Source organism: Streptomyces pseudovenezuelae (assembly GCF_029892565.1).
Lineage (GTDB): Bacteria > Actinomycetota > Actinomycetes > Streptomycetales > Streptomycetaceae > Streptomyces > Streptomyces pseudovenezuelae_A.
This window is the reverse complement of sequence record NZ_JARXVH010000052.1, coordinates 1-13,589: the sequence shown is the minus strand read 5'-3', so window position 1 is coordinate 13,589 and position 13,589 is coordinate 1. Positions and strand designations below refer to the sequence as shown.

Annotated in this window: 15 protein-coding genes and 2 pseudogenes; 5 read left to right on the top strand and 12 right to left on the bottom strand. The window is 67.2% G+C overall.

Annotated elements, in window-relative coordinates; genetic code table 11:
* Positions 1–778, bottom strand: a 778-nt coding sequence (locus tag M2283_RS51210) for a protease pro-enzyme activation domain-containing protein (RefSeq protein ID WP_280883519.1), incomplete at its 3' end; no start/stop codon positions are given.
* A gap of 685 nt (positions 779–1,463) precedes the next feature.
* On the opposite strand from M2283_RS51210, the gene M2283_RS51205 reads away from it, so the two are divergent.
* Positions 1,464–2,318, top strand: a complete 855-nt coding sequence (locus M2283_RS51205; RefSeq protein WP_280883518.1) for an IS5 family transposase — start codon at positions 1,464–1,466, stop codon at positions 2,316–2,318.
* On the top strand, positions 2,315–2,737 hold the full coding sequence (locus M2283_RS51200) for a hypothetical protein (protein ID WP_280883517.1): 423 nt from the start codon (positions 2,315–2,317) through the stop codon (positions 2,735–2,737). The genes M2283_RS51205 and M2283_RS51200 overlap by 4 nt, the downstream gene beginning before the upstream one ends.
* Positions 2,738–2,776: 39 nt before the next feature.
* Here the strand turns inward: M2283_RS51200 and M2283_RS51195 are convergent, their stop codons facing one another.
* The 3 genes from M2283_RS51195 to M2283_RS51185 all read right to left on the bottom strand — a co-directional run bounded on the left by M2283_RS51195 (position 2,777) and on the right by M2283_RS51185 (position 6,256).
* The gene (locus tag M2283_RS51195) at positions 2,777–4,369 is read right to left on the bottom strand and encodes a caspase family protein (protein ID WP_280883516.1); all 1,593 of its coding nucleotides are present in this window, start codon (positions 4,367–4,369) and stop codon (positions 2,777–2,779) included.
* Between the two features lie 13 nt (positions 4,370–4,382).
* Positions 4,383–4,670 (bottom strand): Pepco domain-containing protein, encoded by a 288-nt coding sequence (locus M2283_RS51190; protein ID WP_280883515.1) that lies wholly within the window; start codon positions 4,668–4,670, stop codon positions 4,383–4,385.
* Positions 4,671–5,371: 701 nt separating this feature from the next.
* Positions 5,372–6,256 (bottom strand): alpha/beta fold hydrolase, encoded by an 885-nt coding sequence (locus M2283_RS51185; protein ID WP_280883514.1) that lies wholly within the window; start codon positions 6,254–6,256, stop codon positions 5,372–5,374.
* 89 nt (positions 6,257–6,345) lie between these two features.
* On the opposite strand from M2283_RS51185, the gene M2283_RS51180 reads away from it, so the two are divergent.
* Positions 6,346–6,828: a MarR family winged helix-turn-helix transcriptional regulator gene (locus tag M2283_RS51180; protein ID WP_280883513.1), complete on the top strand. Its 483-nt coding sequence runs from the start codon at positions 6,346–6,348 to the stop codon at positions 6,826–6,828.
* A 165-nt stretch (positions 6,829–6,993) separates the two neighbouring features.
* Here the strand turns inward: M2283_RS51180 and M2283_RS51175 are convergent, their stop codons facing one another.
* The 5 genes and pseudogenes from M2283_RS51175 to M2283_RS51150 form a co-directional block, all read right to left on the bottom strand.
* Positions 6,994–7,203, bottom strand: coding sequence for an integrase core domain-containing protein (locus M2283_RS51175; RefSeq protein WP_280883512.1), 210 nt, complete (start codon positions 7,201–7,203; stop codon positions 6,994–6,996).
* Positions 7,204–7,301: 98 nt separating this feature from the next.
* A pseudogene (locus tag M2283_RS51170) lies at positions 7,302–7,757 on the bottom strand (IS30 family transposase); the annotation flags it as partial.
* 495 nt (positions 7,758–8,252) lie between these two features.
* On the bottom strand, positions 8,253–9,392 hold the full coding sequence (locus M2283_RS51160) for an ABC transporter substrate-binding protein (RefSeq protein ID WP_280883511.1): 1,140 nt from the start codon (positions 9,390–9,392) through the stop codon (positions 8,253–8,255).
* Positions 9,393–9,510: 118 nt separating this feature from the next.
* Positions 9,511–9,690 carry a hypothetical protein gene (locus tag M2283_RS51155; RefSeq protein WP_280883510.1) on the bottom strand — a complete coding sequence of 60 codons (180 nt, stop codon included), beginning with the start codon at positions 9,688–9,690 and terminating at the stop codon, positions 9,511–9,513.
* A gap of 872 nt (positions 9,691–10,562) precedes the next feature.
* A complete protein-coding gene (locus M2283_RS51150) occupies positions 10,563–10,856 on the bottom strand; it encodes a hypothetical protein (RefSeq protein ID WP_280883509.1) in 294 nt (97 codons plus the stop codon).
* Between M2283_RS51150 and M2283_RS51145 the strand changes: the two are divergent.
* Positions 10,803–11,144: pseudogene (locus M2283_RS51145) on the top strand (transposase); the annotation flags it as partial. The gene M2283_RS51150 and the pseudogene M2283_RS51145 sit on opposite strands and share 54 nt — an antisense overlap.
* Here the strand turns inward: M2283_RS51145 and M2283_RS52320 are convergent.
* Both M2283_RS52320 and M2283_RS51140 read right to left on the bottom strand, forming a co-directional pair.
* Positions 11,089–11,247, bottom strand: coding sequence for a transposase (locus M2283_RS52320; protein WP_432423261.1), 159 nt, complete (start codon positions 11,245–11,247; stop codon positions 11,089–11,091). The pseudogene M2283_RS51145 and the gene M2283_RS52320 overlap by 56 nt on opposite strands.
* 51 nt (positions 11,248–11,298) lie before the next feature.
* Entirely contained in the window at positions 11,299–11,436 is a 138-nt protein-coding gene (locus M2283_RS51140) for a hypothetical protein (RefSeq protein WP_280883508.1), read from the bottom strand.
* Positions 11,437–12,249: 813 nt separating this feature from the next.
* On the opposite strand from M2283_RS51140, the gene M2283_RS51135 reads away from it, so the two are divergent.
* On the top strand, positions 12,250–13,044 hold the full coding sequence (locus M2283_RS51135) for a hemerythrin domain-containing protein (protein ID WP_280883507.1): 795 nt from the start codon (positions 12,250–12,252) through the stop codon (positions 13,042–13,044).
* A gap of 194 nt (positions 13,045–13,238) precedes the next feature.
* On the opposite strand, the gene M2283_RS51130 is transcribed toward M2283_RS51135, so the two are convergent.
* Positions 13,239–13,463: a hypothetical protein gene (locus tag M2283_RS51130; protein ID WP_280883506.1), complete on the bottom strand. Its 225-nt coding sequence runs from the start codon at positions 13,461–13,463 to the stop codon at positions 13,239–13,241.
* Between the last annotated feature and the right edge of the window lie 126 nt (positions 13,464–13,589).

The window sequence follows — 13,589 nt, the reverse complement described above, 5'->3', positions numbered from 1 at the left end:
GCGCCACGGTCTGGCCCCTGCCGATGTCCCGCCACGTCGCCCCGTAGGCGGCGCGGAGCTGCGCGGCGGAGTACCCGCACACCGGCAGCGAGGCCCGGGTCAGTCCCTTGTAAGCGGGGTGCAGGGCATGCGTGTGCTGCGCCCAGTAGCGTGAGCACGTCGCAGCCCTGGCCGCCGCGCGGTTTTGGAGAGCCGGCGTCGTGGTGCTCCGTGATGTGGCGGACGCGCTGCTCAGCCCCGTCACACCCAGCACGAGGGAGGCCAGCGGGGCGGGCACCGATACCTCGCGGTCGTTCGACGTGAACACCGCCGACCCAGCGGACGACCCGCTTGCGGCAGCCCCGGCCCGGTACCGGCCGATCCGCACCTGGAAGGCCGACTCGACCGCCGCGACCGGCCCCGTCGCCGACACGTAGTCGCGGCCGGCGTCGACCTGGACTCCCGTCAGTCCTTTGCCGGTGAGCCACGCTGCCACCGCCCTGGCCTGCGCGACGGAGGGGCCGAATCTCGAGGTGTAGGCGTCCGGGCTCAGGTACTGGTGGAATTCGGGACTGCCCGGCGTAACCACCGCGTCCGCGGACGCGGCAGCGCGCGTCACGTCCGGCCTGAGCCACACCTGGACCGTCAGCCGCTGCGACGCGGGCGCGGTTCCCACCCGCGTGGCGGTGCCCACCGCGGCGGGTACCGACCCGGGCACCACGTCGGCCGACGCCGCCCGCGCGGAACCCGAGGCCCCTGCGACGCACCCGGCAGCCACCACCGTCGCACAGACTGCCATCACGGCCCCCGTGCGAAGAATTACTCCCATTAATGCTTCCTCCCGCCTGCAGGCGCAACGGCCCCACAGGCGCCGCTGTCACGCGCGTACGACGCAGTCCGCGAACGCCCGGTTGCGGCCGAACACAAACTCGCCCCCTCCGGCGAAGCGCGTGGGCCGTATTCATGCCGACCTCGGGCCGATGCCACGGGCGAAGCCCGATCTCGGTCACAACAGAGCGAAAAACGGGCGCTCGTGACAGATGGAACGACCAAACGGTGACAACTGCCACGATCAGAACTGCCCAAACCCCAGGCCGACTGCCGCTCCGAGTGAGAGGTCGTTTTCAGCTGTTTTGCGTCGCTTCATGTGCCACAGATGAGTACTCGCGCCTCGCACGTGTCGGGTTCCTGCGCGGGATGGCGGGACTAATCGCTGATATCAACTCCCCTTGGAACGAGACAGGCTTCACGGGATGAGACAGGCAATGTGGGCTTCCTGTGCTCCCCGTCAATCGCGCCAGCCCCTAAATCCCCCCAACGACCCCTCTGTCACAGGGACTTGTTGGGATGAAACAGGCTCTGCTGATGAAAACGACCTCCGAGTGGGCGTTCTGCGAGTGTTCGGTGGTTGTCGTCGCGCTTGAGGGCGGGTTGTCCGGTTCCGGGGCTTCACGGTCAGCCGGGGGTGCGGTCTGCTGGGAAGCGTGGGCGGGCGCCAGCCGTACCCGAGTGATCTGCCGGATGAAGCATGGGAGTTGATCCGGCCAGTCACCACCGCCTGGAAGGCGAAGCACCCCTCGGTCAGCGGCCACGCGGGCCAGTACGCGATGCGGGAGATTGTCAACGCGATCCTCTACCAGACCCGTACCGGTTGCCAGTGGCGCTATCTGCCGCACGACCTGCCACCGAAGAGCGCGGTGTACTACTACTTCGCCCGCTGGCGCGATGACGGCACCGCCGAGACCATCCACGACCTGCTGCGCTGGCAGGCCCGTGAAATGCGCAAGCGGCACGAGGACCCCACCGCCGTCGTCCTGGACTCGCAGACCGTGCGGGCCTCGGCGAACGCGCCGCGGGAGACGACCGGGCTGGATCCGGGTAAGAAGAGCCCGGGCCGCAAGCGGGGCATCGCCACCGACGTACTCGGCCTGATCATCGCCGTGGTCGTGACCGCTGCGAGCGTGCACGACAACGCGATCGGGATCGCCCTGCTGGACAAGGTCACCGCCGCCGCGCCCACGGTGACGAAGGGCTGGGTGGATGCCGGGTTCAAGCAGGCCGTGGTCGAGCACGGCGCCCGCCTCGGCATCGACGTGGAGATCGTCCAACGCGAGCCCGGGGCAAGAGGGTTCACACCGGAGCCGAAGCGGTGGGTGGTGGAGCAGACGTTCGGCACCCTCCTGCTGCACCGCAGACTTGTGCGGGACTACGAGACCCGGCCGGCCAGCTCGGTGGCGATGATCCACTGGTCCATGAGCGATGTCATGCTCCGCCGGCTCACCCGCGCCGCCACCCCGACCTGGCGCGAGGCATCCCAGGCGAGCGGGAGCGGGCGGTGAGGCAGCTTCTGGACAAGATCGAGACGCGGCAGCGGCTGGTGCGCGAGACCATCGAACGGCTGCGTGAGCAGATCACCGAGCTCACCGAGCAACTCGCCGCGGCCGAGCACACCTTGGAGCGGCTGGAGACCACTCGCGAGACCGTGCTGGAACTGGCCACCGAGGACGGCGCCCCTGCCCCCGAGCCGCTGCCGTCCGGCTACCGCGAGATCCTGGCCCTCTTCGAGCAGGCCGGAGGCGGGCTGCGCGCCAAGAACGTCTGCCACGCGCTCGGCCTCGGCACTGAGCCGCGGCACACCGAAGGCATGCGTGCCAAGCTGAAACGCCTGGTCAGCCGCAGCATCCTCACAGAATCTGAACCAGGACTGTTCACCCTCACTCAGCCGCCACCGGCTACCCCAGAGACCGACCAAAGCTGAAATCAGACGAGCCTCGCAGAACACCCACTCACGGCTTGCTTACTGCGTACCGCACATCGCCGAGACGACCTTCTGCTCATCCTCCGAGAGGCTGGAGCCGGGGCTGGGAGTGGCGGCGGTTGCGGACGGATTCGGGGACTTCGACGTCGAGGGAGTCGGTGACGGCGTGGCCTTGGTCGTGAGGGAGGTGTTGGTGGTTCCCGTGGTACCGCCGGCCTGGCCCTCTCCGGTCTTGGAGTTGTTCTCGCTCTCGGCCGCCTGACGCTCGTACTCTTTCTGGCATGCGGAGGCCTGCATGGCAAGCTCGTCGATCTTCGACTGGGCGTCAGTCAGGCTGCTCTTCGCGATCGTGGCTTTGACCTGCTTCTGCTGGTACGGCGGCAGCCACTTGAGTTCGATCTCAGGATGGTCTTTCTCCACCTCGGACAGCGAGACCCAGGCCAGGTCCTGGCTGATGCCTCGGTACAGCGCGACGTGCTCGTCCTTGGCGCCGACGTAGTACTGGGTCTGGGCCCACAGATGAGTTCCGATGAATGCGCCGAGGATCCCGATCAGACCGCAGCCGAGCAGGATCACCCGTTTGCGGGTCCATCGAATGCGACGGCGACTGCCTGCAATGTGGCCCACTGGGGCGGCTGGTGGCCTCGACGGGAAGGACGGCGCTTGCGGCAGCCGAGCCGGTCGCGTCCCGACCTCCGATGACGCGACCGGGGGCGGCGGGCCGAAACCCGCCGGTGCCCCGAGCGGTTGCACTGCCGGTGGGGAGGTGATGCTCATGGTGGCTGTATCACGCGGGCCCAACGATGGCGGCCTGTGCGGCGTCTGCGCTGCCACGCTGCGAGGCAAGAAGAAGAAGTTGTCCGTCGGGATATCGGTGACGATGCGCAGCAGTTGCGGATCGCCCTTCTTCCCATAGGCACGGTGCAACTCCGTGACGCGGTCCTGCACGGCATCCTTGAAGGCGGCGAGCGCGAGTGGCTCTCCTCGTGGGTGCTCAGACACCACGTCCGCGATCGAGCGCGAGAAGATGCTGAAGGACTCGCCCGGCCGAGTCCTGTGGTCGAGACCATCCTGCGCCTGCTCGTAGGGATGGACAAAGAGGGCGAGCTGAGCAGGCGAGCAGCCGTAGAGGTAGGCCACTTTACGGCGCAGGGCCGCGCTGATCTGCTGCCGTCCCCACTCCCTGACCCCCGCCACGCTCATCGAGTCCTGTTCGATGCCCTCCCTGCAAGCATCGATGAGAAAGACCACGTGGTCGGCCGGCGTCTCGTCGAGATGCCGTCGCCAGTCGATCGGAACACAGCCCGACTCGAACGGATGGACGTCTTCGTCGATGTCCTCCGGCACCAGGTAGTCCTTGCCGCGGGCATGCACCCCGTGGCCGCTGAGGAGAATGAACGCCGTGTCTCCGGGCCGGACACGCCGCAGGAAGCCGACGACCCGGGCATTGATGTAGTTCGCGGAGATCTGCTTGCCGCCAGCCCGGCGGGCGAGGACCTGTACATCGCTGAAGCCGTGCGCCGTGAGGACAGCCCCTAGCCGCGTCAGATCGCCGGGGACGAATGGCAGCGGCTGAATGCCGCGCATCTCGTACTCGCTCGCGCCGATCAACAGCCCGCGATGACGCCCCATGGCACGTATCCGCTCACTGCCTGAACACCAGGACGATGCCGCGGCTGCCCTGCATCTGGGCGGTGCCGACGAACTGGACACCGCCGCCCGCCGTGACCTGGAACGACAGCTGTGCTTCGCGCAGCGGCAATTGCCCGCCGCGCGCTGCGACATCAGCGAACACCTGCTGCAAGGCATCGACGGCGTCGGCGAGGTTCTTGCGCAGCACGCCCAACGGTACGCCACGCAGGAGCGCTTCTTGACGATTGCCGAAGAGCCCCATGGAGTCCCCGTACTCCTCGGCTTCCTCGTCGAAGGACACCCAAAAGGGGAGAGTCGGCTCGGTTGCCGCTGCACCGGAAGTGTCCACGTGAAACCCCCATCCCCCGTTGTGACGAGGCAACTTTATTACAGAAGGGCCGAGTTGGCGCCTCTTTGTCACAGAGAAACACTTTCGAGGGCTTTGTGATCACTGGGCAGCGGGAGTGACGCGGTGCATGCTCTTGGTGGTGGTGAGGATCACGTCCCGTCGACAGGCGGTCTGGTCTTCACCCTCATAAGTCGAGCGAGGCCGCCCGGCCCTCCTTCGTGCCCGCTGACCAAGGGGTGCTTCGCCTTCCACGCGGCAATGACCGGCCGGATCAACTCCCAAGCGTCATGCGGCAGGTCATTCGGGTGCAGCACGCACCCATTCACGCCCATCAGGGCACTGCTTCCTCAACCTGCCGTGAAGCCCAGGAAACGGACGAACTACCTTCAAGCGTCACGAGTCAGCCGAGCACTCTCAGAACACCCACTGAGAACCCGTCTTTGAACGTCGCTGATGGGTCGCCTGTTGAGGGTTGAGGCCAGTCCGATGTGCGCGTGTCTGGGGCGGCGTTCGGATCGGCGGCCCTACCGAGGCGACTCCAACCGGCCTCGGTTCGAGGGGTGTTCGGGGGCACTGAGGGGTGGTGGCGAGGTGCAGTGGCCCACCTGGGGTCTGGCGGTGCCAGGGTGTCAGTGATCGTGTTCCGGCGCGCGTTACCCCAGGTTGTCGAGTTTCTCGTAGAAGGACAGGAGGCCTTCTGCGAGCCTGTCGGGGGCTTCCATCGCCGCGTAGTGGCCGATCCTGTCGAGGGAGAGGGCGCTGACGTCCTGGGCGACCTGGCGCAGGGTCGCCGGGGTGAACTCGCCCGATCTGCCGCCGACGGCGAGCACGGGCGTGGTGAGTTTCCGGGATGCCAGTTGGCGGATCTCCTCACCTTCGCGGAGCATCGATCGGTACAGTCCGGCCGCGCCGTTGAACGCGTCGGGTCGCGCGTAGGAGCGGGTGAGTTCGTCGATGTCGTTGTCGGTGAACGCGTCGGGTGTCACGCAGAGTGACGGGATGGCGTACTGTGCGAGGAATGCCCTTTCTCGTCCGGCGAGCAGCATTTCGGGGATGCCCGGGGCGGCGAGGACGCCGATGTGCCAGGCGCCTCCGTGGGCGACGTCCGCGAGCCTTTCGACGCCGAACCCGGGCAGCCCGGTCTCGATGGCCGCATAGCTTCGTACGAGGTCGGGGCGTGTGGCGGTGACGCGGAACGTGGTGGGGCCGCTGATGTCCTGGCCGGTGAGGTGGACGGGGCCCGCGTCGAGCCGCGCTATCAGTTCGCTCAGGTCCTGGGCCGCGGTCACGCTGTCGTGCGCTGGGGTGGCGGTGGCGGAGTCGCCGAAGCCGCGAAGGTCGGGGGCGAATACGCGGTGGTGCTTGCTGAGCAGGGGGATCAGTTTGTGGAAGACCCACCAGGTCTCGGGGAAGCCGTGGACCAGCATGACGGGAGAGCCGGCGGTCCCGGCGGATATGTAGTGCAGTTCGGTCCCGTTCAGGCTGACCTGGTGGTGTTCGACGCCCGGGATGGTGGCGCCGCCGGTAGTGGGGTTCATTGTTCTCCTGGATTCGATCGACAACATGGTTGTCAACCTACAGATCGACAACGTGGTTGTCTATCTTCGTTTCTCGTATGCTTCGTCGCATGGCACGTTCACCGGGCGCTGAACTCGCGCTGCTGCTTCTCGGCGGCTTCCAGTCGATGGTGGACGACGTGCACGGCGAGCTGGCGCACCGCGGGCACCCGGGCGTGCGCGCATCGCATGAGTTCGCCCTGCGCGCCATCGACGAGGGAGCGGGCACGGCCTCGGAACTCGGCCGCCGGCTCTCGGTCTCCAAACAGGGCGCTGCCAAGGCGATCGCCGCACTGGAGAAGCTCGGATACGTCGAGCGGGAGCCCGACCCGGGCGATGGCCGCCTCAAACGGCTGCGGGTCACCGACCGCGGCCACGACATGATGACGCTGGGCGCCTCGCTCTTCGACGAGGTGCGCGAGCGCTGGGCGGCGCATATGGGGCCCGAGCAACTCAAGGCCCTTGAAGCACAGCTGGCCCGGCTTGTCGCGAGCCGGCCCTCGAGCGTCGAAGCCGCGGCACGGCTCAATGAGGACCTCGGCGAGGTCACCTGAGGACGGCCGGTCGCCGGACGGCACCGGCCGACCCGAGCTGACAGCCGTCGGCGGGATCCGAACGACTCGTGGACACCGGCGGCGGTTCCTCCGTCCAAGTGGTCCCAGCTCAAATCGCCCTGCGGGTGAGCTGTCCCGAGTTTCGTAGAGTCCGGTGATCTTGGTTCAGGCGGACTGCGGGACTTGTTCCATGCTCTGCCAGAAGTCCCGTTCGTACTCGGCGGGCGGTACGCAATCGAGAGCGGAGTGGAGACGCTCTTCGGTGTACCACGTGACCCACTGGAAGATCGCCCGTTCGACCTGGTCGACGTCCCGCCGGGGACCCTGCATCTCGATCAACTCAGCTTTGAAGGTGCCGTTCAGCGCCTCGGCCATGGCGTTGTCATAGGAGCCGGCGACGCCAGCCGACCGACGCGGAGGCACCGATGTCTGACAGCCGGTCCGTGTAGCGAATTGATACGTATTGGGCGAGTTCAACCAGTCGTTGCAACACCGGGCTGTTGCAGCGAGCGTAGCTGCTCTTCGAAGACCTCGGCGGGTGTCCGCCAACCCAGGACTTTGCGGGGCCGGTTGTTGATCGCCATGGCGACGGCTTCGAGGTCCGTGAACGACCAGCGGGAGAGATCGGTGCCCTTCGGGAAGTACTGGCGCAGCAGCCAGTTCGTGTTCTCGTTCGTCGGTCGTTGCCAGGGCGAGTGCGGATCGGCGAAGAACACCTTTGTCCCGGTATCGATGGCGAACTGGGCGTGGCCCGAGAGTTCCTTTCCGCGGTCCCAGGTGAGGGTTTTGCGTAGCTGCTCGGGCAGCTGCGTCATTGACGTCGTGAGCGCCGCGTTCATCGCGATCGCGCCGTAGCCCCCGAGTGAGGTGCCGTTCTTCACGGGCGGATTCTCGCCCCAGCCCTCGAGCCGGGGCAGGTGCACCAGTACTGCCGCGACGGCCTCGACCTGCTGTCGGGCTGTCACCGGCTCCGGACCGGTCAGGGCGTACGTCTGCCCCCGGTGGCCGGGCTCGGTCAGTGCAACCTGCGCCACCGACGCGATATCCGCGGGGTGGATCGTGGGCAGCCCGGTGTCCGCATACGGCGCGCGGACCGCCACACCGTCGCGGATCGATGCCGCCCACATCATGGCGTTCGAGGCGAACTGCGTCGGCCGCAGAATCGTCCAAGCCATGCCGCTGTCCCACAGTGCGGTGAGAGATCCGCAGCATCTGGGCAACCGCCCTGGTGCCCTTGAGCTGGGGGGCGTGGGCGATTAACTCGTCGATGGCCAGCGGGGTCGCTGAACCAGGACCCCGCACGTGGTGAGCGCGAGCTATGGCCGGCGTACGGCGCGCCCGCGTCGCTGCTGGCTGTAATCCGACCACGCCGATGTGACAACCCAAGGCCGTCGAGCCCGCCACGTACGGGGACTGGTGGAGGGTCAGGCGCCCGGGTGCAGACCGGGCCAGCCGGGTGTCGGGTCGCCCTTGACCTCGCCGAAGTAGAGGGCGAAGGTCTGCTTCAGCCGCTCGACCTGGGCCCGGTCCTCCATGAAGCGGGGGAACCCGTCCAGGTTGGCGTTCGGGTACTCCCAGATCGGCTTGAGGCCGGTGGGGGGCGCGATGTCCGTGCGTACCGACCAGCTGTTGGAGGTCTGGCGCTCGGTAGACAGCTGCCAGTTGAGGTAGAGCTTGGCCGCCGTGGGGTTGGTGGCCTGCTTCAGGATCGCGATCCGCTGTCCCCACGCCATGAACGGGTGCCCGTCGGTCATCATCCAGCGGGTCGGGGTGGTGGCGAGCGGGTTGCCGCCCGCGCCGATGCCGATGATCTTCTCCTTGTTGGTGACCGCGGTGCCGGGGGAGAAGGTGCCGCGGGCGAACTGCGGCTGCTGGGCGGCGAGGCCGGCTATCCAGTCCCAGCCGTAGGTCTCGGCGTAGAGGGCGTAGAGGTAGAGCACCGCGTCGTCGTCGTGCGGGTAGGAGGAGGCGATGGCGTCCTTCCAACGCGGGTCGACCAGGTCCAGCGGCGTCTGCGGCGCGTCGGCGCCGGCCGCGGCCACGTCGTACAGGTAGCTGAAGGCGATGACCATGCCGGCCACCCAGGCACCGTCCGCGTCCCTGAACTTCTTGTGGAGCTTGCTGAAGCCGGCGGGCTTGTAGTGCAGCAGCCGTCCCTGGCGCTTCCAGCGGGTGAAGTCGTGCAGCGTCTGCAACTGCACCAGGTCGGGGACCAGGGTGTCGGTCGCGAACTGGTTGTCCACGCGGGCGTCGTGGTACTTGCTGTAGTCCACGATGAGGTTGAGGTCGATCTGGGGGAACCGCTGGCGGAAGGCGGTCCGGGCGCCGGCGCCGCTGCCCGAGTTGGCGAGGTCGCCGCCCGCGTAGATCACGAGCTTGCCGCCTTCTGCGATGGCGGCCTGGTACAGCTCGTCGAGGGTCCTGGTCTCCTCCGCGCCGGCGCCGTGCGCGGCTGTGGTCGGGGCGGCCGCGGCGGGGGACGCGGTGGCGCCGAGCGTGCCGAGGCCGAGCGCGGCGCCTGCTCCGGTGGCGAGGAGGTGCCGTCGACTGGGGAGGCTGGTCACTTGGGTAACCCTTTCTGCGTGGGGGCAGGGGTGTTCCCGGTGTATGGGCGGCGGACCGCCGCGGCCGGGAGGGTGGGAGCGGAAGCAGCGAAGCCGGTGGTCTCGTACGGTCCGCGCCTCAGACCGGCGCTGAGCTTGCCGGGGTCGAGGATGTCGGAGGCGAGCCGGTGGCCGTCGGCGGGGTGAGGCCGGTGTCGGTCAGCAGCGCCTCCTGCTCGCTGTTGACGAGGGTGGCGGTCCTGTTCTTGCTGCCGACCGGAACGTCCAGATCGAGGCCGGTGAATTCGAGTGTGCTCATCAGGACTCTTCGCTGTTCCATCGAGGATGGGGCCCGCTGACGCGAGCCATTCATCTGACAAGACAGTATCTGACACGTCAGATGTTGTGGCCATGGGGGCACCCGGTGTGATGCGAGTCGCACTGGGGCTGCTGTTGCGGCCACCGCTGGCCGGGTGGGTGGTGCCGTGGCGTGAAGTCCATGGGGCGCCAGTGGAGAGCCGAGCGGAGTTGAGAGAGAGCCTGCAGAGGACCGGGCAGACGGTGGTGTCCAGGCAGCCGTACTCATGCTGGTCTCCGCCGTGGCGGTCTCAGCCGTATCCAGGCGGGGCAGCAAGACGGTGTCGAGGAAGAGCAGCAGAAAAGTCGAGCACGGCGCCAGCGCGAGCCTCGACGGCGGCCGCGCTCGTGGTCTCGGGTGCTCCTCGACCACGCCGACCGGATCCTGGCCGCCGCGCGAGGGCCGAGAGCGCCCTCGCGACGGTCAAAGGAACGGTCAGCGCCACTGCCACCCTCGCCGCGTTGCCATCGACCGTCGCCCAGATCGCGGCTCCGGCATTGTTCTCGCCCTGTCCCGCCGCACCACGTGTACTACCTCCCGCTCCACCTTCTCTACCGGCATTGCTACTTGTGGAGGTGGAGGTGGCCGGCCCCGGGCGATGGGGTGCCCTGCCATCCCGTCGGGGAATCGGCGGAGTCTGCGCTTCAGGAGCATGCGAACCGCCCACGACCTCAAGGGAGTTCGCGGGCGGTCTGTCCGGATCAGTGGAGCTACGGAGCTGTGGAGTTACGGCGTCACGGTCAGCGGTGTGCGGCCCACCGTCGTCGAGCCGTCGCCGAACTCCACGACCCCGACGTACCGTTCGCCGCGTACGGCGTCCGGCCAGGTCACGGTCAGTTCGGGGCGGTCGCCGCGGTGACCTGCTGGGAGGGCGGGGTGACCGAGGGGCGTACCGCCGGGGCGCCCAGGCCCACCTCTGAGCTCCACAGGGTGTACTGCTGGCTGGTCGTGCCGGCCGGGAGTCTGTACTGGAGGACGTAGACGTCATAGTCGCCGGGCGGCAGGTCGGTGTTCGTCGGAGCCGGCGTCGGGGCGGCCGATCTGGTTGCCGGCGGTGTCGAAGACGTAGAGGGCGGCGCCGCATCGACCAGGCCCTCTACGCCGTCATCATGGAGGCATACGTGCACGGGGTCTCCACCCGCAGCGTGGACGACCTGGTCAAAGCGCTGGGCGGCGACACCGGCATCTCCAAGTCCGAGGTCTCGCGGATCTGCGCAGCCCTGGACGAGCCGCTGACCGTCTTCCGCACCCGACCCCTGGACCACACCCGCTTCCCCTACGTCTACCTGGACGCGACCTACTGCAAGGTGCGGGTCAACCACCAGATCGTCTCCCAGGCAGTCGTGATCGCCACCGGCATCACCGAGGACGGCGGACGCGAGGTCCTCGGGCTGATGGTCGGCGACAGCGAGACCGTTCCCGGGCGACCGCGGTGACCGTCTTTCCTGAGGAGTCGACGAGCGCGATCGCGTCCCGTTTGAACTCCTCGGTGTACCGCTGCGTGTACTTGTTTCCCACCTGGTGCTACTTCCTCTGGAACCTCAGGTCCCAGTCTCCAGGTGTCCACGATCAAGTGGAAGGTTCAAGTTCTTCGCGACGCAGTCCAGGGACGCGCCGCTCCCCGTCGGCCTCCAGGCCGCTGTCCTGCGGTGACATGCGCTCACGCCAGCCGCGCAGAGTCATGCCGAAGTGATTCATCGTCGCCATGCGGGCCATTGTCGTCCAGATGCCACGGGCGACACGAAACTTGTGTTGCCGCACAACGGATCTGTTACACGAAGTCGAGTCCTGAACTCCGCTGCGGAGACGCGGGGATCCGACGATCAGCACCCCCGGAACCCAAGGAGCAGGGGTTCCGGGGGTGCTGATCGTCGGTGGGTCGTGGCAGTCAGGGTGCAGTGGTCAGAAGCCTGGAGGTTTTGGTGCGACCACGCAGTTGGATTTGCCGGATTTGGCTGCTCCGTTGAACGCGGTGACGCAGAACTCGTAGTTCCACACCCCGGGGAACAGTCAGCCGATGTCCTTGCTGGTGTTCGTGGTTGTCGAGTTCTCGTCCACCGTGGACACGCTGCCGTCGTTGATGTCCGGGGGTAGTACTGCTGTTCCTACCCTCGCGACTGGCAGCTGCCGTGCGTACTGGAGGATGATCAGGCACGCAAAGAATCCGGCGAGTTCGTCGACCACGGCCGTCGGACTTTCATGCCGTGAGATAGCGGCGCCGCCCTGCTTGTGGCCGGGCCCCGCGGCGCCGCAGACCCCGAACCGGAGACAGCCAGAAGCCGTGGTACAACCTAATCTGAGGCTTAGAAACTAGAATGATCACGAAGCCCGTTCCTGCTCTGCTATGCGCCCCAACCGGTCACAATCCGTCCAGCCGCACGACCCCGAAATTTGCAACCGCCCTGGCCTGACCGGCGACCTCACTCCAGAAGAGCCGCATGCAAAAAGATACGATTGCGCACAACTCCGCAAGGATTTGCGTTAGTTGCCACGGGTGCCGGTAGCATTCAAAATCGCCGGGTGCACGCGGTGCGTCCCAATCCACCCGCACCCTCTCAGATAATCCCTCCCTTAGGAAAGCGACAGGCATTCATGAGTACGGCAACCGACGTTCCCATGGCCGATGTGCGCGACATGTATGTCGCGCACACCGTGTTCCGCCGCGAGTTCGGCCTCGCCCCGGGGCTCATACGCGGTGTCAGCAACGGTGACACCACACGCTCCAAAATTGTGGCAGCGCATCTCGACATCGTCCTCGGGATGTTGCTGACCCACCACGAGGGCGAGGACCTGCTGGTGTGGCCCAGGCTGCTGGAGCGCGTCAGCGAGGAGATCGCTCCGGTGGTCCACCTGATGGAGGAGCACCACGGGAGGATGCACACTCTTTGCGACGAACTGACCGCGCAGCTGAAGTCCTGGCGTTCCAACGCCTCCTCGGCCGAGGGCGAAACGGTCGCCGCCACCTGCGAACGGCTCAACGAGGTCCTTTTCGAGCACATGGGCCTCGAGGAGAAGAAGATCCTGCCGCTCGCGGCGAAGTACATCACCGCCAAGGAGTGGCACGAGTTCAGCGAGCACGCCCTGGCCGAGACACCCAAGAAGAACCTGCCGCTGGGCCTCGGACTGGCGCTTTACGAAGGCGATCCTGAGGTCATGAAGGGCGTCCTGAAGGGCGCTCCTCTTCCCGTCCGTCTCATCATGCCCGTCATCAGCCGCCGCCTCTTCCGGTCTCACGCGAAAAAGGTCCACGGCACCCCTACCCCGCCCCGCGCGAGTACTACAGCCGCAGATCTTCGAGTCCGTGACAGAACCTGACTGTTTCGGGCTCGGCAGCGGTGTCAGGCACACCTTGATGGGCCCGGTTCCGCAGCGTGGTCCCGAGGCAGCGAGCGTCTTCGACCGGATGTGATCGGCATCTCTGGAAGTGAGGCTGTAGTACGAGGGCCTGACGTGAAGGACGAGCACGAGTTCTTCGACGGACGGACTGCCGCCCGAACCGGTTCTCCTCTTCACCCGCCCCCGACGCTTCCGCCGGCCTGCGGCCCCGCCTCTGACCCGGGCTCCGCGACCATCTCGTCGCCGGACAGGATCTCCGTCATCGTCTCCCGGGTGATCTCCAACCGGGACAGCACCGACTCCTCCTCGGCCAGACAGCCGGTCAACTCCTCTATCTCAGCGCGCAGTTCACCGATCTCCTCCCCCGCGGCAGCCTCCCTCCGCTCGAGCTCCTCCAACCACGACACCATCGTCGTCACCCCCTGAATCCGGGCACCCGACACCATGACGATCGAGCGGGGGGGGGGGCGGGGGGGCGGGCGCCGGCGGCGGGCCGGGGGGCCGGGGGGGGGGGGGCCGGCGGA